This window comes from Paramuribaculum intestinale, assembly GCF_030759015.1.
Classification (GTDB): domain Bacteria; phylum Bacteroidota; class Bacteroidia; order Bacteroidales; family Muribaculaceae; genus Paramuribaculum; species Paramuribaculum intestinale.
Map to the genome: position 1 here is coordinate 2,391,162 of NZ_CP098825.1, position 21,397 is coordinate 2,412,558.

16 protein-coding genes are annotated in these 21,397 nt (G+C 59.4%); 10 read left to right on the forward strand and 6 right to left on the reverse strand.

The window, feature by feature from the left end; all coding sequences use genetic code 11:
* Positions 1–1,620 carry a RagB/SusD family nutrient uptake outer membrane protein gene (locus NF347_RS10750; RefSeq protein WP_107035049.1) on the reverse strand — a complete coding sequence of 540 codons (1,620 nt, stop codon included), beginning with the start codon at positions 1,618–1,620 and terminating at the stop codon, positions 1–3.
* A gap of 21 nt (positions 1,621–1,641) precedes the next feature.
* On the reverse strand, positions 1,642–4,857 hold the full coding sequence (locus NF347_RS10755) for a SusC/RagA family TonB-linked outer membrane protein (RefSeq protein WP_107035048.1): 3,216 nt from the start codon (positions 4,855–4,857) through the stop codon (positions 1,642–1,644).
* A gap of 299 nt (positions 4,858–5,156) precedes the next feature.
* Between NF347_RS10755 and NF347_RS10760 the strand changes: the two genes are divergently transcribed.
* From NF347_RS10760 to NF347_RS10790, 7 genes are all read left to right on the forward strand, one after another.
* The gene (locus NF347_RS10760; RefSeq protein WP_107035047.1) at positions 5,157–5,963 is read left to right on the forward strand and encodes a biotin--[acetyl-CoA-carboxylase] ligase; all 807 of its coding nucleotides are present in this window, start codon (positions 5,157–5,159) and stop codon (positions 5,961–5,963) included.
* Positions 5,964–6,092: 129 nt separating this feature from the next.
* Entirely contained in the window at positions 6,093–6,479 is a 387-nt protein-coding gene (locus tag NF347_RS10765) for a hypothetical protein (RefSeq protein ID WP_107035046.1), read from the forward strand.
* A gap of 73 nt (positions 6,480–6,552) precedes the next feature.
* Complete coding sequence (locus NF347_RS10770) at positions 6,553–7,818, forward strand: SU10 major capsid protein (RefSeq protein WP_107035045.1); 1,266 nt, start codon at positions 6,553–6,555, stop codon at positions 7,816–7,818.
* A gap of 3 nt (positions 7,819–7,821) precedes the next feature.
* On the forward strand, positions 7,822–8,385 hold the full coding sequence (locus NF347_RS10775; protein WP_107035044.1) for a hypothetical protein: 564 nt from the start codon (positions 7,822–7,824) through the stop codon (positions 8,383–8,385).
* 3 nt (positions 8,386–8,388) lie between these two features.
* A complete protein-coding gene (locus NF347_RS10780; RefSeq protein WP_107681361.1) occupies positions 8,389–9,855 on the forward strand; it encodes a portal protein in 1,467 nt (488 codons plus the stop codon).
* A 147-nt stretch (positions 9,856–10,002) separates the two neighbouring features.
* Positions 10,003–10,440, forward strand: coding sequence for a hypothetical protein (locus NF347_RS10785; protein ID WP_107681360.1), 438 nt, complete (start codon positions 10,003–10,005; stop codon positions 10,438–10,440).
* Positions 10,441–10,488: 48 nt separating this feature from the next.
* Positions 10,489–10,929: a hypothetical protein gene (locus tag NF347_RS10790; protein ID WP_107681359.1), complete on the forward strand. Its 441-nt coding sequence runs from the start codon at positions 10,489–10,491 to the stop codon at positions 10,927–10,929.
* 16 nt (positions 10,930–10,945) lie between these two features.
* Here NF347_RS10790 and NF347_RS10795 read toward each other — a convergent pair whose 3' ends face one another.
* Entirely contained in the window at positions 10,946–12,214 is a 1,269-nt protein-coding gene (locus NF347_RS10795; protein ID WP_107035040.1) for a peptidase U32 family protein, read from the reverse strand.
* A 26-nt stretch (positions 12,215–12,240) separates the two neighbouring features.
* Positions 12,241–12,990, reverse strand: coding sequence for a nitroreductase family protein (locus NF347_RS10800; protein WP_107035077.1), 750 nt, complete (start codon positions 12,988–12,990; stop codon positions 12,241–12,243).
* A gap of 76 nt (positions 12,991–13,066) precedes the next feature.
* On the opposite strand from NF347_RS10800, the gene NF347_RS10805 reads away from it, so the two are divergent.
* Entirely contained in the window at positions 13,067–15,601 is a 2,535-nt protein-coding gene (locus NF347_RS10805; protein ID WP_107035039.1) for an adenosylcobalamin-dependent ribonucleoside-diphosphate reductase, read from the forward strand.
* A gap of 4 nt (positions 15,602–15,605) precedes the next feature.
* Positions 15,606–18,275: a 4-alpha-glucanotransferase gene (locus tag NF347_RS10810; protein ID WP_107035038.1), complete on the forward strand. Its 2,670-nt coding sequence runs from the start codon at positions 15,606–15,608 to the stop codon at positions 18,273–18,275.
* 88 nt (positions 18,276–18,363) lie between these two features.
* Here NF347_RS10810 and NF347_RS10815 read toward each other — a convergent pair whose 3' ends face one another.
* Both NF347_RS10815 and NF347_RS10820 read right to left on the reverse strand, forming a co-directional pair.
* The gene (locus NF347_RS10815) at positions 18,364–19,230 is read right to left on the reverse strand and encodes an alkaline phosphatase (RefSeq protein WP_371131558.1); all 867 of its coding nucleotides are present in this window, start codon (positions 19,228–19,230) and stop codon (positions 18,364–18,366) included.
* 43 nt (positions 19,231–19,273) lie between these two features.
* Positions 19,274–19,906 (reverse strand): trimeric intracellular cation channel family protein, encoded by a 633-nt coding sequence (locus NF347_RS10820; protein WP_107681781.1) that lies wholly within the window; start codon positions 19,904–19,906, stop codon positions 19,274–19,276.
* 362 nt (positions 19,907–20,268) lie between these two features.
* Here NF347_RS10820 and NF347_RS10825 point away from each other — a divergent pair, with 362 nt between their 5' ends.
* The gene (locus tag NF347_RS10825; RefSeq protein WP_107035035.1) at positions 20,269–21,351 is read left to right on the forward strand and encodes a redoxin domain-containing protein; all 1,083 of its coding nucleotides are present in this window, start codon (positions 20,269–20,271) and stop codon (positions 21,349–21,351) included.
* Positions 21,352–21,397 lie beyond the last annotated feature (46 nt).

The following is a 21,397-nucleotide window of genomic DNA, read 5'->3' on the forward strand; positions in this document are numbered from 1 at the left end:
TTAGTATTTGAGCGAGGGGTAGCAGTCAGAGGGATCGGGGTTGTTCCAGTCCTTGACAGCCTCGTTGTTGTTGCCTTCGGTTTCAACGATACAGAAGTTCATCCATGCGGGACGTGTGGTGGTGTTGAACTGTGCCGACTGCTGGAAGTTGGTACCTTCGTAGCCGCGGACAACTGGCTTGTTGAGACGCTTGTAGTCGAAGAAAGTCTGTCCCTCGCCCCACAGCTCGATGCACTTCTGGGTGAAGATCTCGTCGATAATACCGTCCTTGTCAGTAGCACGGCAGGAGTAAACATTGTAACGATATGTCTTCATGAAGTCCTCAAGAAGCTGCTTGCCCTGCGCGGGAGCGGTGTGAGCCACGGCCTCGGCCTCGATGAGATACATTTCCTCGATACGCATCAATGGCAGACATGTAGCCGATCCGACATTGTAATCGTCAATGTTGCCGGCTCCGGGACGGAACTTGAACGAAGAGTAAGCGGGAAGCGTAGCTGCGAAAGCTGCATCGATAACCGGTTCCTGGCCAGCCAGAACAGAACCTTCGGGAGCCTTGTATGAGAGCTTGCGGAAGTCGCGGTCGCTCATCTTGTTGTAGAGAGCGACGCTGATCATGTTGTAGGGACCTGCCGCGGCGTAGCCGTACTGCGCCTCGTTGGATGCCCATGCGGTCCAGTTGAGGATGCCCGACTGCACGCATGCGTCCTCTTTCATAGTCTTGGCGCACCACATCCATGAGCGTCCGAGCTGGGAGTTGTTGAATCCGTCGGTGGTGCTGAGCCACTCCTCGCGGGTCAGCGGAGCGTACTTGCCGGTGTCGATGGCCTTGCGGGCATATTCGGCAGCCTTGGGATAGTCTTCAACCCACATGTATGTGCGGGCCTTGAGTCCGTAGACCACGGCGATGTCGGGGATGTTGTGCCAGTCGTCGGAGGTCTGAACGCCGGAAGCGATGAGCTGCTCGGCCTGGTCGAGGTCGCCGATGATAAACTCGAACATCTGCTGACGGGGCACGCGGGGATTGTTGCGCGACTCGGCCTCGGTGGTCTTCTCGGTAACGATGGGCACGGTAAGTCCGGCTACGTCGTTGCCGTTGAGGTTGACAGAGGATGTTCCGTCGTTGGGCAGGAACTCATATACGCGAGCCATATCGAGATATGTCGACGCACGGAAAGCGAGTCCGGCTCCGTAGAAGGTCTTCTGCGCCTCGTCGGCAGTGGCGAGATCAAACGATGCCATGAGGTTGTTGCATGTGAGCACCTGTTTGTTGTAGAAGTTCCAGTACCACTGCGTGCGCATATACATCGGACCGATATACTGATTCTGCTCCCATGCAGAGAACCAGTCGTAGCCCGAAGCGCAAACTGCGAAATCGGAGGTCATGACGTCGCGGACATGCATAAGCGCGCCGTAGCCCCAGTCGTAGGCCTGACCGTTGTCCATGATGTCGAATGTATTGTAGTAGGCCGGCATAGCCCAGAGGAGGGCCTCGGTGGCCTTGGAGGAAGCGGCCAGCTGATCCTGTGTGGCTCCGCTGGTGGGGAATGTTTCCTCAACGCAGCCGGTAAGCGCGGGCGCTACGACTGCTGCAGCCAGTAATGACTTGAATATGTTGTTCATTGTGTAATTCGTTTGAAAAGTTTAGAACGTCACTGTCAGGCCACCGCTGAGTGTGCGGATGGGCGCATAGTAGGTGTTGTTGATAGAGCCGCTGAGCGACTGACGGGGGTCGATGCCCTGACGCTTTGTCCAAAGCCATACGTTCTCGGCCTGGAAATAGACACGGAGTTTTGTGAGGAACATCTTGGCAGTGATGTTCTGTGGCAGCGTGTATCCGAAGTTGATGGTGTTGAGGCTCAGGTAGTCGGCGCTTTCGAGGAAACGGTCGGATGTCGAAGTGGCGTAGAGGTCGCCGTACTGCAGACGCGGTATGGAGCTGGAGGGTTTTTCGGGAGTCCATGCCTTGAGTATGTCGGCATGCCAGTTGTAGCCTTTCGAGCCTGAGGTGGGATTGCCCATGAAGAGAGCGTACTGGCCGTCATAGACCTTGCCGCCGATCGAGTAACCGAAGTCGAGCGAGAGGTCGAAACCGTAGGCGGTCAGCTGCGTGCCGAATCCGCCGTAGACCTTAGGCAGAGCGCTGTCGAGGATGAAGTAGTCATTGTTGGTCAGCTTGTCGTATGAAACCTTTTCAAGTTCACCGGTAGGCTGTTTGTTTTCGTCAAGGACCTTGTGGTAGTAGAGAGCTGTACCGTCCTCCTGACTGACACCTGCGTAGCGGTACATGCGGTAGCTGTAGAGGGGAAGTCCCTCGCCGTAGAAGTGGGTGCCGGATGAATATCCGCGATATCCGTCGATATCCATCGTCTTACGCTCTTCGGGGAGGTAGGAGATCTTGTTTTTGTAGTAGGTAAGGTTGGCGTTGACGCTCCAGGTGATGTCGCGGGTGTTGATGATTGTGCCAGTGAGGTCGACCTCGACACCGGTGTTGGTCATGTCGCCGATGTTGTCCCAGTAGCCGGTGTAGCCGAACGACGGGGGGAGGGGGAACCATGAGAGCATGTCGGATGTCTTGCGGTAGAAGCCTTCGATGCTACCCGAGAGGCGCGAGTTGAAGAAGTCGAACTCGACGCCGCCGTTGAGGTTGCCGTTTTTCTCCCAGGAGATATCGGGGTTGCCCTTGGTGGCGGGGGTGGCTGCGGGCATGCCCGAACCGTTGATGATGTTGTAGGTATTGGTGTAGAGGAAGTTGTTGATATTATCATTACCCTGTTCACCGTAAGAGAACTTGATTTTCAGCATGTCGACCCACGAAACGTCGAAGAAGCTTTCCTTGGATATGATCCATGCTCCGCCGGCACTCCAGAAGTTGCCCCAGCGGTTGTCGGGGTGGAAGCGCGATGAAGCGTCGCGACGGAACGAAACCGATCCGAAGTATTTCTGAGCGTAGTTGTACTGTCCGCGGAAGAGCCAGCCTTCGTTGTTGTAGTAGGTGCGGTAAGATCCAGACTCACCCGAGAGGATAGCTCCATCGAGTTCGTCGTTGGAGGGATCAAACATATTCGAGCGGTTGGCCGAGAGGTAGTTGTACTTATCCTGATAGAACTCGTGGCCAACGAGGGCGGTCACTTCGTGCACGCCGTTGAACATGTGGTTCCAGTTGAGGAGCTGCTGGAATGTGGTGCTCAGACGGTGGGTGGAGGTCTTGGTGACTATACCGTTGGATGAAGCGTATCCTCCGTAGTAGGGGTTGGTGATAGAGCTGTAGCGTGTTTCGTTGTAGTCAACCGAGTTGTTGGATGTAAACTTGAAGTCCTTGAGGAAGCGGATTTCCACGAAACCTGAGCCGCTGAGAGCGTTGCCGTTGTATTTGTTGGTATCGAGAATAGTGCTGGAGATAGCGTTGGACTGTCCGAACACGGGACGCTGGAGTCCGGCGTTCTCTCCGTCGCCGTAGTCATAGCGCTTGATGCCGTTCTGGTCGATAATGATGTCCTTCTGTCCGTTGCGGATGAAGAGGGGGTAGATGGGAGCTACCTCGGTGGCTGCAGCGAATATGTTGCCCGACGAGTTGCTCGTTCCGTCCTCCGACATGCGCGATGCGGAGTAGTGTGTGTAGCTCATGCTTCCGCCGAGTTTGAGCCACGACTTGGCCTGTGTGTCGGCCGAGAGTCGCCCGGTGAAGCGTTTGAATCCGGTGTTTGGTGTGATACCTTCGTTGTTGAGGAATCCGGCCGATGCATAGAATGAGGTCTGGTCGGTGCCGTTGCTCACGCTCATGTTGTACTCCTGACGGAGGCTGTTCTTATATGAAGCGTCGAGCCAGTTGTCGGGCTCCATCCAGTATTCCTCACCGCGATACGAGCGCATGTAGCCTTTTGTTGCGGCGGGGTTGAACTTACCGTTCTCACCCACGAGATACTGTCCCTGAGGTGCGGTGTAGGTCTGATACCAGAGACCGTAGTCGTTGGCTGCGGTGAGGTTCTGGTTGGCCCACTGGTAGGCCGCCTGCGAGCTGAGCTGCATCTTGTCCATCGCGTAGCGGTTGAGGGAGCTGTAGTAGACCTCGTAGTACTGACGGGGATCCTTGATGAGGTCGTAGTCCTGTGTGGCACGTGTGTTGGCGCCCCATTTGGCGTCGACTGTCACAGTGGCACCCGTTCCGAGCTGTCCTTTTTTGGTGGTGATGAGGATGACACCGTTGGCACCGCGGGCACCATAGAGCGCGTTGGAAGCAGCATCCTTAAGCACAGTCATCGATGCTATATCCTGCGAGTTGATGGTGTTCATATCGCCCGAGAAGGGTGCTCCGTCGACGATCACGAGCGGCGCGTTGCCGGCGTTGATCGAAGAGATACCACGGATACGGATAGTGGGTGTGGTGGTGCCGGGAGCTCCTGAAGCATTGGTGAGCTGCACTCCGGCCACTTTCGAGTTAAGGGCGTTGAGCGCGTTGCTGACCTGCGACTTCTCGATCTGCGAAGCGTCGATGACGGCGGCCGATCCGGTGAATGCCTCCTTAGTGGCTGTACCGTAGGCCACGACCATGACTTCGTCGAGTCGGTTTTCGGCATCGTCGAGCTTGATGATCATCTTGTCGGATGTGATGTCGACTTCAGCAGTCTTCATGCCGACGTAGCTGACTTTGAGCCGCTTCACATTGGCACCGACTTTAAGTGTAAAATTACCGTCGATGTCGGTGGAGCATCCCACGCCCCCTCCTATCGGAAGGACAGAGGCGCCTACAAGAGGCTCGCCGTCGCCGGCGTAGATGACCTGACCCGTCACGGTGCGTTCCTGGGCGGAAGCAACCGCAAACATAGCCACGGTCATGAGTAACAAAAACAACTTTTTCATACTAAAAAATAATTATACAATATGTGACTGTCAATACTGGTCAACACCGGAATCCGCGTCACGCGGCTGAATCCGTGCTCCTTGCCGTCAGCGACGGAGCGGAGCGAAACTTCCGCGACACCCGGCTACAGAGAGACGTGAAAATGTGTCAACGAAAATTATCAAAGCGCAAATTTAATCGTTTTTAATAAATCTCGCAAGGACACAGCGATAAATTCTCCGATTTTAACAGTCAATTCTTGAAAATTGTAATTTTTCCGTAATTTTGCATATATAATACAATTCATTCAACGTAGAAAATGCACGAATCATACCGACACGCAAAGAGCGCTCAAAGCGCCGGCCCGTCCGCCGGCGACAGCACACATCAGGCACTGCTGACCATCATGGACGAGGCCGGCTCGACCAACAGCGTCATGACCGAGACCGACCGCCGCGAAGCGCTGCCCCACGGCTACGCCATCATGGCGCGGCGCCAGACTGCCGGACGCGGACAGCGCGGCAACAGCTGGGAGAGCGAGGCGGGACAGAACGTGACACTGTCGGTGATGCTGCGTCCGGAGGGTGTTGAGGCCCGCGAGCAGTTCATGGTGTCGGAAGCTGTGGCGATAGCCACGGCCGGTGTGGTCGCCGAGCTGACAGGGGTTCAGGCCGAAGTGAAGTGGCCCAACGACATCTACGTCGGCCAACAGAAGATAGCGGGCATACTGATAGAATGCGGACTCGAGGGCGGACGCATAAGCCGCGCCATAGCCGGAATAGGGCTTAATGTAAATCAGAGCGTGTGGCGGAGCGATGCCCCCAATCCGGTGAGCATGCGTCAGCTCACAGGGGAGGAGTATGATACGGCCGCAACAGCCCGGCTTCTGGTGGAGCGCGTGGCGCGGCTGACGGCCATGCTCCCTGCCGGTGCCGACGAGATAGAGCGGAGCTACGCCGCGAGGCTGTGGCGCCGCGAGGGCCGGCATCTGTGGGAGGATGCGGCGAGCGGCGAAGTGTTCAGAGCCGGCATAGCCCGGGTGGAACGCACCGGGCGGCTGATACTCGACAACGGGCGGGAGTATTGGTTCAAGGAGGTGAAGCAGGTGATCCCGGAGCTTCCGTGAACCCAATCATGACCCGCTGCAAGGGATCGACCGAGAACCGACAGACGCGACAAACGCGCAGAGAAAAGGGGGTCGACGTGGAGTAATTTTGCATTGTCAACGCATAACAACACAACACCACGAACGACTATGAAAGAAGAACAGACCGAAGAACAGGCCAAGGCCACAGGGGAGAGCCTGCAGCTGACAGAACCGCAACCAACCGACAACGAGAATCCGCCCGCCGACAGCACTCCACCCGAGGCTGACGGAGTCGCACCGGGCACAGAGGCCACACCGACGACCGGCGACATGAAACTCGCCGAGGTGGTAAGGATGATAGCCGAGGCCGAGAGCAAGGGATATGAACGCGGACGCCGTGAGGGAGCCGAGGAGGAGAGAAAACAGCTACAGCACCGGAGCCACCGCTCGATGTGGGAGGACCGTCATCTGACCGACGCCGAGGAGGAGCGACAGAGCCGACTGGAGATTGACAACGAATTCCTGACCCGCATACGACCTACGGCATGGGACTGACCTGACGGCATCACGATCTCTGCCAAAAACAAAACACACCTATTTAATAATACGACTAAATCCAAGAACAATTATGGGAGAAATTTCTGTGAAAGCCGACGGCATGGCCGGAGGCACCCACGTGGCCGACGGCCCGCTGACCACCGTGAACATCCGCGAAGTCTCGGGCGATCTGCTTCGCAACGACGTAGACAGCCGCGTGGCGCGCGTCAGACCGATGGCCACTCCTGTCGACCAGATCTCGCGCATGATAGGCGCCCGCCGCGCCGCGTCGATGGTGGTCGACTACTATTCGGTCGACACCAAGGCCCAGAGCGCCCGCGGCATAGGCGACCTGAAAGCGCTCAACGACCAGCACGGCAGCGGCCGCACGGTGTATGAGATAGCTACCGACAACGACAACATCTTCGCCCCGACCGACACTATAATGGTGATGGGTGCCAAGGGTGTGGCCGACAGCTCCGGCGAAGCGGCTCCGGCGCTGGTGCTCTACGTGGTGGGGCGCGGCGAAGGCGGTCAGGGACTTCACGTGATAGCCGTCAACGCCGGAGAGAGCGGCGAAACCGACGAAGAGATCAACGGCAAGACCCTCGTCAGAATGGGACGCGCCGCAGCCGAGCTCGATGTGCAGACGCCTCAGTTCGAAGCCCTTCCGCGCAAAGCCCGAAACTACTGTCAAATATTTAAGGCTCAAGTGGAACAGAGCATTCTCGCCCGCCAGAGCGCCAAGGAAACCGGGTGGACTTTCAGCGACCAGGAGGAGGTAGCGATCATGGACATGCGGCTGGGCATGGAGAAAAGCTTCCTATTCGGCACCAAAGCCAGAGTGACCGACCCGCTGCGCTCCGACGAAGTGCTCTTCACCGGCGGCATCTGGAACCAGGCCGGAAGCGACTTCAGCTATACGACCATCAACGAGAATACTCTGATAGACCTGATGAAGAGCGCGTTCACAGGCACCAACGCCGGCTCGGGACGCAAAGTGCTGCTGGCCGGAAGCGAACTGACAGCCCTCCTCAACAAGATCAGCTACACCCGCGTGGCGCAGGCCTCCGACAAGGTGACCCACTGGGGGATAGACTTCTCGGAGATACGCTCGAAGTTCGGCTCGCTCTACGTGATCCATGCCGAAGTGTTCGACCAGTGCGGCCATGAGTACGACGGCCTGGTGATCGACCCCGAGTATCTGGTGAAGTACGTGCACGTACCCTTCAAGGTGGAGCGCCTCGACCTGCGCAAATCGGGACAGCGCAACACCGAAGCCGTGGTAGCCACCGAAGCGAGTTGTCTGGCTCTGCGCCATCCGAAGTCGCACGTCAGAGTGACCCGCAGCGTCTGACCTATGGCAGTCACGATCAGACTGACCGAAGATGAACTCCTGCAGCGCGTGAGACTCGCGCGCTGCATGGAGCCTTCGGGCGACGCAGACGGAGAGACCGAGATAACGCGCGAGGACGCCCCGGTGGCCGACCAATGGCTTCGAACCACATTGCGGATGCGCTACGAAGAGATGATGACCGACGCCGACGCGGCTGATCTGCCGCTTACCGACTGCACGACCACGGCCACACTCGCCGCACGCGCCGACGACCATTCGAGCTGCGACCTGTATATGCCGGCACGCGCCATAAGAGCCGCCACCGTGAGGCTGCGCGGATGGAGAGCCGACGCACTCATGACCACTCCGGAGAGCGAGGCGGCCGCCGACCAAGGCAACCCCTACGGCCGCGCCGGGCGATGCCGACCGGTGGCCGTGGATCACGGCGGAGGGCATCTGACCCTATATGGCGATTATGACGGCGACAGACCCGCGGCCGAGCGTATAACGGCCGTAGTGATGCCACCCGACGGAGAATATCTGCTCACCGCGGCCATGCTCCACTCTCTCGCCGAATGTTGTAATTAAAAAATGATGACAATGCATAACGACGAAAACGCACTGAAACTCGCTGCGACGGCATGGATGGCCGGAAGCACGCTGCGCGAACAGCGCCGGCGGCTGAAACGCTACACCTACGGCGACCAGTGGTCGGATCCGGTCAGACTCCCGTCGGGGCTGACCGTCAGCGAAGGCGAGGCAGCCGGAAACGGAGGCGAACGACCGATGACAAACAATCTCATAAGGCAGCTCGTGAAAAGCGTAGTGGGACTTTACCGGCGTGACTTCTGCCAGAATGACTGCGGCACCGACGCCACGACAGCCCGCCGCAACAGCCTGCGCGAAATGGATGCGAGAATGCTTGAAGAATTCCTGATATCGGGATGCGCGGTGCAGCGCGTGGTGGCGGAGAAACGGCTCGACGGCGAGGGGGTGTGGGTGGACAATGTCAGTCCCGAACGCTTCTTCGTCAACCGCTACCTCGATCCGCGCGGCGCCGACATAGAGGTAGCAGGGATGATCCACGAGATGAGCCTTCGGGAGCTGACCGTCAGACTCGGACGCCACGACACCGCCCGACGCCGTGCAATAGAGCGGATATATCTAAACCCTGACATAAACCGAGCTGGCCGAAGCGACACCGGCTACAGTTCCGAAGCCATAGAGGAGATGATGCGCCCCTCATCGCCCGGCCGGTGCAGAGCCGTGGAGCTATGGACACTCGAAACACGCAGCATCACACGCTGCTATGACCCGGAGAGCGGGTCGGCGTTTGCAGTAGATCCGGAGGAGGAAGCCAAACTCCGTCGCATAAACCGCCGCCGCAAATCACACCGCACCGCTACCAAACCGAACAACACACACCGACCCATCAGCTGGAAGCGCTGCGACACCCTGCGGTGGCACTGCCGGTGGATAGCCCCCGACGGCACGGTCATGGCCGAATACGACTCCCCGTGGCCGCACGGGCGGCATCCGTTCGCCATAAAGATGTATCCGCTGACCGACGGCGAGATCCACTCCTTTGTGGAGGATGTAGTGGATCAGCAACGCATCATCAACCGCATGATCACGCTGATGGAAAAGATCATGAGCGTATCGGCCAAGGGGGTGCTGCTCTTCCCCACCGACCGGCTTCCGTCCGACCTCAGCTGGGCCGATCTGGCCGATCTGTGGAGCCGACCCGGCGCCATAGTGCCCTTCAAACCGTCGGAACGCTCGTCGGAACCACGGCAGCTCACCACGTCGGGCGACTGCGGCGCCCAACAGATGCTACAGATCCAGACCTCGATGCTCGAACAGATCTCGGGAGTGAACAGCTCGCTGCAGGGACGCGACACCACCGGCAACACTTCGGCCGCCCTCTACGACGCCCGCACACGAAACGCCACCACCGCACTGATAGACCTGATAGAGGCATTCGCTACATTTGTCGACTCGCGCAACCGCCTCATCGACGGCATACAAAGCGAAACAAGAACAGAGACCTACGCCTGACAAGCAAGAAAAAACATCACATCGGCTACACTTATTTATCTGTTTTAACACGGTAGTGTCGGATTATCGCCCATGCCGTGACGTAACTTTGCATCACCCGACATCACAACCACACACCCTTTACACCTTTTTCACACGTTCAAGACTATGCCAACCACACACCGACCCAAGGATCAGACTCTATCGCCGCGCGACCGCGACTTCATAGCCGCCTGCCGCACGGTGGTGGAGTCGGCCCGCGGCGGCTCGCTCACAGCCGCCGAGATAGCCATGAAGGCCTCGCGGATGCCGGCGCCGTCGTATTATCTAAGCCATGAACAAGCCATGCGCCATCTTCACCGGCCGACGGTCAGCTCCCGTCGCCGACGTCGCGAACATCCGTCGACCGCGAGCCGCCGCGAAGAGATCGAGCGCAAAGTGGCTCTGCTGCAACAGAAACGCGGAATAGGGCGCGGCGAAGCGCTTGCCCACGTGCTTGCCGGAGGCGCATCGGGCTTCTTCATCGAGCCATCGACCGCCCTGAGGCTATATCAGCGGATAAGACAGCGGCGACGCTCCCTGCGACGCACAGAACCGATCACCTGACAGAGAACACATCACCAACAGCTCCAGAAACAATTAAGCCCCCAGACAATGACAGGAATCTCAATAGACGCAATCATATCGGAAATACTGGCCGACAACGCCCTCAGAAGACGCCTTGGCCGATCAACTCCCGGACTGCTCACCCCCGACAACCGCGAGGCGCTGGCCGTGACGGCGAGAGCTGCGGCAGCACAGACCGCAGCCAGTGCGGCGCCATACATCACCGTGGTATCCGACGACGGAGAGATCATAGCCATAGACACTCCCGAGTCGCTCAGCGACGCCGAACGCGGACTGACCGCACGCCTGATCACGCACGCCGCCGGCCGCCGGACACTGGCCGGGCTATATGCAGGCAGCGATCCGGAGATGGCCGCCTGCTACACACAGTCGGCCGAGGCGAGCGAATCGGTCATGCTCGCCATGCTTGAGCGCGCAGCCTCCGCAGGGAAAGAGCGTGCGGCAGTGATCGCAGGGCGGATATACTGACGGATATCGACAGGTGTCACTTTTCGCCGCTGGCCGCAGCCATAGCGGTTTGACGCCATACATACAGACGGTCGGAAGGCCTGACACGGGAAGGGAGAGGGATGGAGAATGCCTCTCCCTTGACCGTTTTATCGACCGGCCGGAGATCGACGCGGATCTCGCTCACGGTGGTGATCAGCGCTCCCGTGGCAGGCCCGGTGATGACGATCTCGTCGCCGACACACAGCTCGCCTGCCTCCATTATGAACTCCCCTACACCGATGCGCGGGAACCACTTCACCGCCTTGGCCGCATAATGCTTGACACGCGTGGCCGACGAACCATACTTGCCCGACCACTCTCCCAGACGCCGGCCGAGATAATAGCCGTCCCAGAAATCGCGGTTGAACACCTTGCGGAGATCGGCTGTCAGAGAGTCGACCAGCGTCCGGTCGTAGACTCCCTCGCCGCACAGCGCGCGCAGCGCGCGGTCGTAGGCACTGACCACGGTGGCCACGTATTCGGGTCCGCGGGCGCGTCCCTCGATTTTCAGCACCCTCACGCCCGCATCGGCCAGACGGTCGAGAAAGCCGATCGTACACAGATCCTTGGGCGACATGATATACTGGTTTTCGATGTCGAGCTGGTCGCCTGTCTCGCGGTCGGTGACCGTGTATGACCGGCGGCATATCTGGGTGCATGCCCCCCGGTTGGCCGACGAATTCATCTCATGCAGGCTCAGGTAGCACTTGCCGCTGACAGCCATGCAGAGCGCCCCGTGGCAGAACATCTCGATACGCACCGGCTTGCCCGACGGGCCGAGCACAGGTCGCGAGCAGATCTCGCGGTAGATGGCCTCCACGCGGTCGAGCGACAGTTCACGGGCGAGAACGACAACGTCGGCCCACTGCGCATACATCTCCACCGCCTCGATGTTGGAAATATTGGCCTGCGTGGAGATATGCACCTCCACGCCCTTGCTCCGGGCGCAGGATATGGCCGCCGGATCGGCCGCAATTATGGCCGAGATGCCCGCCTGGGCCGCAGCGTCGACAATATCGTGGAGCAGCGGTATGTCGTCGTCGTAGATGATAGTGTTGACGGTAAGATATGTCTTCACCCCCGCATGAGAGCAGAGCGATGCTATGCGGCGGAGATCGTCGAGAGTGAAATTGGCGCTCGACCGCGAACGCATGTTGAGCCCCTCCACTCCGAAGTAGACGGCGTCGGCTCCGGCCCTGATGGCCGCCTGAAGCGACTCATAGGAACCCACGGGCGCCATTATTTCAAAATCCTGACGTTTCATTGTCGGTGTATGTGCGTTAGTGATGTTCAGAAATTGATGCCGGCCTTGCGTATAAAAGCCGCAAACGACTCCGAGAAGCGTTCGTTAGACTCCCGCGGATAGCGCACCCGGGCGAATACCTGCGCGAGATTCTCAAGCGAGTTTTCCTCGACGAACCGCCGCGAATCCTCGCGGGCCTCCTTGGCAGCATACAGTTCGCGGAGACGGGAATCGGAGAAGTCCTCGTAGCTCTCCTGATGCATTATGGCCTCGACAGGCAGGCGTCCGGGATCGGCGGGACACTCGTCGGGATAGCCGACGGTCACCGTGGTGACGGGCACCACGAGCTGCGGCAGCGACAGAGCCTCGGCTATTTCGGGAGCATTATAGGTAGTGGTGCCGAGATAGCATGTGCCCAGCCCGCGGCCTTCGGCCGCCGTGCACAGCTGCTGTGCGAACATCGCCGCATCGAGCACACCGGCGAAAAACATCTGCAGATTGTCGAATCCGGCTTCGGCGCCGGAAATCTCACACCAGCGCGTGAAGCGGCGCAGATCGGCGCACACCGTGACCGCCGCCTGACATCCCTGAAGCTGCGGCTGCCCGAAGTGCATCGGAGCCAGCCGGCGCTTCATTTCGGCCGACCGCGTGACCACCGCCGAATAGAGCTGCATATTGCCGGTGGTGGGGGCATGGGAAGCCTCTTCGAACAGCTCGCGCAGAGTGTCGTCGGACAGCTGACGGTCGGAATAACGGCGCACAGTGCGGCGCCGTGTGAAAAATGTATCTGTAGGCATAAGCATCTTTTTGTCTGCAAAGTTACTCAATTATTTCGTAACTTTGCAGACCTAAAAAACACAACCCCCTCAAGCAGTGGAAAAGAACACCTACACCTACGACGAGGCCTATGAGGCCACCCTTGAATATTTCGGCGGCGATGAGCTTGCCGCCCGCGTATGGGTCAGCAAATATGCGCTCAAAGACTCCTACGGCAATATCTATGAACGCACTCCGGCCGACATGCACCGTCGTCTGGCCGACGAGATCGTGCGCATCGAGAACAAATATCCCGAGCCGATGCAGCACGAGCGCGTGACCGAACTTCTCGACCATTTCCGCTACATAGTGCCCCAGGGCAGCCCCATGACAGGCATCGGCAACAACTATCAGGTGGCATCGCTGAGCAACTGCTTCGTGATAGGCCTCGACGGCAATCCCGACAGCTACGGCGGCGTCATCAAGATCGACGAGGAGCAGGTGCAGCTCATGAAACGCCGCGGCGGTGTCGGACACGACCTCACCCACATACGTCCCAAGGGCACGCCGGTGAAAAACTCGGCGCTGACCTCGACGGGTCTCGTGCCGTTCATGGAACGCTACAGCAACTCCACCCGCGAGGTGGCCCAGGACGGCCGACGCGGCGCCCTGATGCTGACTGTCAGCATCAAGCATCCCGACTCGGAGAAATTCATCGACGCCAAGATGACCGAAGGCAAGGTGACCGGCGCCAACGTGTCGGTGCGCATCGACGACGCCTTCATGCAGGCCGCCATCGACGGCACCACCTATTGCCAGAGCTTCCCCACCGACTCCCCCGATCCGGAGATTACACATCAGGTGGATGCCGCCCGGCTCTGGAACAAGATAGTGCACAACGCCTGGAAATCGGCCGAGCCGGGAGTGCTCTTCTGGGACACCATCATACGCGAGTCGGTGCCCGACTGCTATGCCGACCTCGGCTTCCGCACCATCTCCACCAATCCATGCGGAGAGATACCCCTCTGCCCCTACGACAGCTGCCGCCTGCTGGCCATCAACCTCTACTCGTATGTCGACGGCCCGTTCACCGACCACGCACGATTCGACTTCGACAAGTTTGCGGCACACGTGGGCGCCGCACAGCGCATCATGGACGACATAATCGACCTTGAGGCCGAGAAGATCGACGCCATAATCGAGAAGATCGCATCAGACCCCGAAACAGCCGAGGTGAAGCAGACCGAGCTTGCCCTGTGGCAGAAGATACGCCGCAAGACCCTCATGGGCCGACGCACCGGAGTGGGCACCACCGGCGAAGGCGACATGCTCGCCGCGCTGGGTCTGCGCTACGGCACCCCTGAAGCGACCGACTTCTCCGAACTCGTGCACCGCTCGCTCGCCCTGGCCGCCTACCGCGCATCGGTGGAACTGGCCCGCCAGCGCGGAGCATTCGAGATCTACGACACCGAACGCGAGAAAAACAACCCCTACATAATGCGCCTGAAAGAGGCCGATCCGCAGCTCTACGCCGACATGGCCAAGCACGGACGGCGCAACATAGCATGCCTGACCATAGCGCCCACAGGCACCACAAGCCTCATGACGCAGACCACATCGGGCATCGAGCCGGTGTTCATGCCCGTCTACAAGCGCCGCCGCAAGGTGAACCCCAACGACACCGACGTCAGGGTGGACTTCGTCGACGACAGCGGTGACGCCTTCGAGGAATACATCGTGTATCATCCCAAATTCCTCACATGGATGCAGGCCGCCGGCATAGAGGTGCGTCAGGACTACACACAGGAGCAGCTCGACGAAATAACGGTCCGCTCGCCCTACTGGAAGGCGACTTCGAACGATGTCGACTGGCTTGAGAAGGTGAGGATGCAGGGACGCATCCAGAAGTGGGTGGACCACAGCATATCGGTGACCATCAATCTGCCGTCGGACGTGAGCGAGAGCCTCGTCAACCAGCTTTACGTAGAGGCATGGCGCTCGGGATGCAAGGGATGCACCGTCTACCGCGACGGCTCGCGATCGGGTGTGCTCGTATCCATCGACAAAAAGAAAGACACGGCGGGAGCTGCCACACATGTGCCCCACGCGGCCAAGCGCCCGATGGAGCTGGAGGCCGACGTGGTGAGATTCCAGAACAACAAAGAAAAATGGATCGCCTTCGTGGGTCTGATGAACGGACGCCCCTACGAGATATTCACCGGCCTGGCCGACGACGATGACGGCATTTTCTGCCCCAAGTCGGTGACCAAAGGCAAGATCATAAAGGCTGTCGACGAAAAGGGCAACAAGCGCTACGACTTCCAGTTTATCAACAAGCGCGGCTACAAGACCACAATCGAGGGACTGTCGGACAAGTTCAATCCCGAATACTGGAACTACGCCAAACTGATATCGGGCGTGCTGCGCTACGACATGCCTATCGACCAGGTGATCAAACTCGTCGGCGGACTGGAGCTCAACTCACAGTCGATCAACACATGGAAAATGGGTGTGGAACGCGCCCTGAAGAAATATCTCCCCAACGGCATGAAAGCCTCGGGTCAGACCTGCCCCAACTGCGGCCAGGAAACCCTCATCTATCAGGAAGGCTGCCTGATATGCACATCGTGCGGCACCTCTAAATGCGGATGAGGCCATGAAAGTAAGATTCCACATCCACTACCACACCCGGTGGGGCGAGCAGATAGCTGTCAGCGGCAACTGCCCCGCACTGGGCAACGGTTCCCCCGGCGCCGCACTCATCATGACCCACACCGGCGACGGCCACTGGACGGCCGAAGCCGAAATCGAAGCTCCGGCCTCGCTGAGCTACTCCTACCTGCTGATGTGCGACGGCGTCAGCCTGCCGGTGCGCACCGAATGGGGCTTGCCACGCACCATAGCGCTGCAGGGAGGGCCGCTGTCGGTCGAAGACCGGTGGCACGACCGTCCGGCCGACGCCCCGTTCTACTCCTCGCTGCTGCGCGACGTCGTCAACCGGCGTCCGACACACCCCCGCAACGACATGGCGGGCAACCTCACCCTGACCATAGAGGCTCCAACCATCGATCCGTCGCGGCGCCTGGCCATATCGGGCAATCTGCCGCAGCTCGGCCGGTGGAATCCCGAATCCGCCCTGCCGCTCGACGACTCATCGTTTCCGCTATGGCGCGCCACGCTCGACCTCACGGCAGAGCAGGCACGCAGTGCAGAGTTCAAGATCATATCCATAGGGCGCGATGCATCCGTCGCATGGCCCGCGGGCGACAATCTCCGCTTGCCCGACGCCCCCGACAGCGACAGCTTCAGCCGGATCGTAGAGCTTTCCCCCTACACCGACCCGATGCCGCTCTGGAAAGCATCGGGCACCGCCGTGCCGGTATTTTCCCTGCGTTCGCCCGACGACTACGGCATAGGCGACTTCTACGACCTGATGCCACTGGCCGACTGGGCCGCCGCCACCGGACAGAGCATCATACAGATACTCCCGGTCAACGACACCACAAAGGCGTATGACGCCGGCGACGCATATCCCTACAACGCCATATCGACATTCGCGCTCAATCCGGTGTATCTCCGGCCGGAGGCCATGGGATCGCTCAACGATGCGGAAGCCACCGCTGAAATGCGCCGCCGCGCCGCCACGCTCAACGCACTCCCGGCCGCCGACTACGCCGGAGCGCTGCGGCTGAAACTCGATTACGCCCGCCGGCTCTACGAGATGGAGGGGGAAGCCACCCGCGCCACAGCCGAATACCGCGACTTCGTGAGCCGCAACTCCACATGGCTGCTCCCATACGCCGCCTACTGCACCCTGCGCGACCTGCACCACACGCCCGACTACCGCCAGTGGGGCGAATACGCACGGTTTCACCCCACACTCATAAAGCGCCTCGCAAAACAACACGAGCGGGAAATCGGCCTGCACTACTTCGTGCAGTATCATCTCGACCGGCAGCTGCGCCACGTGCGCGACTACTGCCACCTCAAAGGGATATGCCTCAAGGGCGACATACCTATCGGAATATCGCCCACGAGCGTCGACGCATGGCAATGGCCCCAGCTCTTCAATCTCGACACCTCGGCCGGAGCACCGCCCGACCCCTTTGCCCGCCTGGGTCAGAACTGGGGATTCCCCACCTACAACTGGCAGGCGATGGCCCGCGACGGATTCGCGTGGTGGCGCGCACGGTTCGGCAAGATGGCCGACTACTTCGACGCCTACCGCATAGACCATATACTCGGATTTTTCCGCATCTGGCAGATTCCGTCGCAGCAGACCCACGGCCTGCTCGGCACTTTCAGCCCCGCACTGCCGCTGACACCCGCCGAGATGCGCGACAGCTACAACTTCGGCTTCGACGAACATCTCCACGCCACGCCATGGATCACCGACAGCGTGCTGTCCGACACGTTCGGCGCATACACCGGCGACATACGCGAGCAATATCTCATGCCCGACCCGCAGGCTCAGGGCCACTATCTGCTGCGCCAGGGATTCCAGACCCAGCGCGACATGCTCTGCCACTTCCATGCTCTGCCCTGCGAGGAACGACCCGACGCCGCAATGCGCGAACGTCTGCTCGGGCTGATCGACGACGTGCTGTTTCTGCCCGACAGCGAGCGGCCCGAAGCCTATCATCCGCGCATCGACGGATCGCACACTGCCGCCTACCGCGCTCTCAGCGAGGAGCAGCGACGCGCCTACGACGCACTCTACCACGACTTCTACTATGTGCGCAACGATGACTTCTGGCGCCGTCAGGCACTATGGAAACTGCCGCCGCTGATCGACGCAACCCCGATGCTCACGTGCGCAGAGGATCTCGGCATGATACCGGCATGCGTGCCCGACGTGCTCCACCGGCTCCGCATCCTGTCGCTTAAAGTGCAGCGGATGCCCGACGCCGTCGACCGCGAGTTTGCCGACACGGCCTCATACCCCTACACATCGGTGGCCACCACCTCCACCCACGACATGCCGCCGCTACGGCTCTGGTGGCAGCAGGACCGCCAGCGCGCACAGCGCTACTGGACCGGCGTGCTCCGGGAGTCGGGCGAAGCCCCCGGCATACTCCAACCCGACACGGCGCGCCGCATAGTGGATATGCATCTGCAGTCGCCGTCGATGCTCGTCATCCTACCGTTGCAGGACTGGCTGGCCACCGCCGACGACACTGCGCTCCACCGCGAGGATCCCGCCGCGGAACAGATCAACGATCCGGCCGATCCTCACAATCCGTGGAACTACCGCATGCACATCACACTGCAGCAGCTCAACGAGGCCACAGGCCTCAACGCCTGGATGCGCTCCCGCAAGCGCTGAGCACAGCGACACCGGGAAATACAGCAAAGGCCTATAGGATCAAGCGGTCCCATAGGCCTTATTCCATAAAATCAATGGTATCTCCTGATCACTCGGTTTCGAGCACCTGCTTCATCGGGCGGCCCACCCATACCTGGGGCTGTTCCAGTCCGAGCAGACATGCGATGGTCGAGGCAACGTCATACTGCATCATGCTCTCCTTGAACTCCCCGGCTTTCTTCACTCCCATGCCGGAAATGATGAAGGGGGTTTCCATCTCCATCATGGTGCGTCCGCCGTGACCCTTGTCGATACCGCCATGGTCGGATGTGAGTATGATAGCCGTGTTTTCATAGATGCCGGCCTCCTTGAGAGCGTCGATGACACGGCCCACATACACGTCGAGCTGCGCCAGTGTGGCGTAATAGCCCGGAGTGTCATGTCCGTCGGTATGACCCGAATGGTCGGGATTGTCGAAGCAGATGGCCGCCAGCACCGGTTTTTTTGTCTTTATATACCCCGCTGCCATGTCGGCGAGCAATTCGGGATTGCGCTCATAGTCGGGAGCAAGGGCGTGATAGCTCAGCGAGAGAGTGTCTACAAGATGCTTTATGCCGTCCCACTCATAAAGACATCCGATCTCGGCCTGCGGCATCTGCCGGCGTGCGATCTGAAACACAGTTGGGAATATGCCGTTGTCGCCGATCAGTCGCGAAGGGAATTCAGGCGTCTGCGAACCCCATTCGGTGTAGCAGTGCAGCTCCGGCCCCGCTCCCATGAACATCGACACCCAGTTGGGAGCGCTCGACGAGGGGAACACCGAACGCTTGGCCAGAGTCCAGCTTCCGCGCTCCATCTCAGCCTTCACGCGCGGCATATCGGCGCGTTCCACACTGTAGGCGCCCCATCCGTCAAGACCGATAAGAATCACATGGTCGGCAATACGCTTGGCGCCCGCCGGCATCACTGCGGCCATAAGTGCAGCCGCCACTAACAGACTTTTGATTCTCATTTCGCGATTATTTATTGTTGTTGACAGGTATTGCCGACAGGGAGGGGAGCGCGAGATTGTAGCGCAAGGCGAGCACACGGAGCAGTATGACGGTGGCCGCACATGCCAGTCCCTGGCACACGTAGCCTCCTCCGAGCAGCATCACAAGCCAGTAGACCAGCGCCCCGGCCAGACATGCCGTGGCATATATATCCTTGCTGAATATCAGCGGCGCCTCATTGATGAGTATGTCGCGGAGCACTCCGCCGAAAGCACCCGTGATGACCCCCATCACCGCCGCCCCCCACATGGGATAGCCTGCGGCAAGGGTCTTCTGTATGCCTATGACACAGAACAGAGCCAAACCGATCGAGTCGAATATAAACAGTATCCGGTCGGATCTGACGAGCTGCCGGCGCAACATTATCACCGTGGCAAGCGACATGGCTGTCACGGCAAGATACCATGCCGACTGCATCCAGAACAGCGGGATATCGAGGAGCACATCGCGGAGGGTTCCGCCTCCGATGGCTGTCACCAGACCGACGGTATAGGCTCCGAACCAGTCGAAGCTCTTGTTGGCTGCCAGACGGATGCCGCTTATGGCGGCGGCCGCAGTGCCGATCATCTCTATTATAAACAGGAAAGTCGTAGAATCCATTGCAACAGATCTGTGATAAGCAAAACTACCTGAACGTCAGTCGGCAGCGACGCACGTCACACACCGCCACCGACAAACGCCAGCATACGTTACCGCAAATTTAAGCAATTTTTTCCAATTTTGCTCCGCCGCCCTACGGCTCAGACATCACAACGTTCAGATCGCTGCCGACAGACCCTCCACGACCGCGCCCATCACGCCCGCCGCCGAGGCGGCATGCATGTCGAAAACAATATGAAACAATATATAAAACGATAAACGTCCGATGCGTTTTTTGAGGCGCGGGGTGCCGACATTTCGTGATTTATAGCTAAATTTGCAGAAAATAACATTTCGAGAAACAAAAGACACATTCCATATCAATGATGAAAATAATACATGGCATAGCCCTTATGGCTACAGCGGCTCTCATGACCGCCTGCACGGGCAAAAACGAGTGGACCGTCAATGGCCAGATCGAGGGCGCCGACGATCAGACACTCCTGCTTGAAGCGTCGACCAACGGACGCTGGTATGCTCTCGACTCCGTGAAACTCCCAAAATCGGGCAACTTCACCATATCGCACAAGGCGGCCGGATACCCCGACATCTATCGCCTGCGTCTGGCCGACAAGACCCTTTATTTCCCGATCGACAGCATTGAGACGGTCACCGTGGTGAGCCGCGCCGACGCTTTCGACAAGGAGTACACGCTCGACGGCAGCGACGCAGCGCAGCGCCTCATGTCGGTAGACCGCCAGCTCATGGCCGCCCTTGCAGGCAACAGCGGCCAAGGCATACAGACCGACAGTGTGCTCAAGCGCGAACTGGCCAAAATCATGCTTGCCGATCCGGCCGGAATAGTGTCGTACTACATCCTCAACAAGAAACTCAACGGCAAGCCCCTCTACGATCCGACCAACAAAACCGACATACGCATCATTGGAGCCGTGGCCAACGCCTTCGACCAGTATCGCCCCAACGACCCGCGCACAGCCTATCTGAAGCGCCTGTTCCTGTCGTCGCGCCAGCCATCGGCCACCCAGACCGTCACAGCCGAAGAGGTGCCGCTGATCGACATATCGCTCTACGACGACAAGGGACAGATGCAGAAACTGTCGGATGCCGCAGCCGCCAACAAAGTGGTGGTGCTCAACTTCACCGTCTACAGCGCCGAGGCAGCCCCGGCCTACAATATCGAGCTCAACAAGGCCTACGAGCTTTTCCACGACCGCGGCATGACCATCTACCAGGTCAGCGTTGACCCCGACGAATACGTATGGAAACAGGCTGCAAGAACACTGCCCTGGATCACGGTCTACAACCCATCGACCGCGTCGGCCGAAAACCTTCTGAAATACAATGTGACAGCGCTCCCCACCACGTTTATCGTGGCCAACGGAGAGATCGCCGAGCGCGTCGACGACATCACCACCCTGCAGCAGTCGCTCGCCCGCTACCTCTGACAGGCTATCGCCACAAACCGCATACAGCAGACCCCGCCGCGCACGA

Bases quoted from the DNA above. Each gene is read 5' to 3' on its own strand.
- NF347_RS10785 (WP_107681360.1), top strand. From the start codon at position 10,003: ATGCCAACCACACACCGACCCAAGGATCAGACTCTATCGCCGCGCGAC.
- NF347_RS10765 (WP_107035046.1), top strand. From the start codon at position 6,093: ATGAAAGAAGAACAGACCGAAGAACAGGCCAAGGCCACAGGGGAGAGC.
- NF347_RS10755 (WP_107035048.1), bottom strand. From the start codon at position 4,857: ATGAAAAAGTTGTTTTTGTTACTCATGACCGTGGCTATGTTTGCGGTT.
- NF347_RS10810 (WP_107035038.1), top strand. From the start codon at position 15,606: ATGAAAGTAAGATTCCACATCCACTACCACACCCGGTGGGGCGAGCAG.
- NF347_RS10770 (WP_107035045.1), top strand. From the start codon at position 6,553: ATGGGAGAAATTTCTGTGAAAGCCGACGGCATGGCCGGAGGCACCCAC.
- NF347_RS10760 (WP_107035047.1), top strand. From the start codon at position 5,157: ATGCACGAATCATACCGACACGCAAAGAGCGCTCAAAGCGCCGGCCCG.
- NF347_RS10825 (WP_107035035.1), top strand. From the start codon at position 20,269: ATGATGAAAATAATACATGGCATAGCCCTTATGGCTACAGCGGCTCTC.
- NF347_RS10795 (WP_107035040.1), bottom strand. From the start codon at position 12,214: ATGAAACGTCAGGATTTTGAAATAATGGCGCCCGTGGGTTCCTATGAG.
- NF347_RS10800 (WP_107035077.1), bottom strand. From the start codon at position 12,990: ATGCCTACAGATACATTTTTCACACGGCGCCGCACTGTGCGCCGTTAT.
- NF347_RS10750 (WP_107035049.1), bottom strand. From the start codon at position 1,620: ATGAACAACATATTCAAGTCATTACTGGCTGCAGCAGTCGTAGCGCCC.
- NF347_RS10820 (WP_107681781.1), bottom strand. From the start codon at position 19,906: ATGGATTCTACGACTTTCCTGTTTATAATAGAGATGATCGGCACTGCG.
- NF347_RS10780 (WP_107681361.1), top strand. From the start codon at position 8,389: ATGATGACAATGCATAACGACGAAAACGCACTGAAACTCGCTGCGACG.
- NF347_RS10775 (WP_107035044.1), top strand. From the start codon at position 7,822: ATGGCAGTCACGATCAGACTGACCGAAGATGAACTCCTGCAGCGCGTG.
- NF347_RS10790 (WP_107681359.1), top strand. From the start codon at position 10,489: ATGACAGGAATCTCAATAGACGCAATCATATCGGAAATACTGGCCGAC.
- NF347_RS10815 (WP_371131558.1), bottom strand. From the start codon at position 19,230: ATGGCCGCAGTGATGCCGGCGGGCGCCAAGCGTATTGCCGACCATGTG.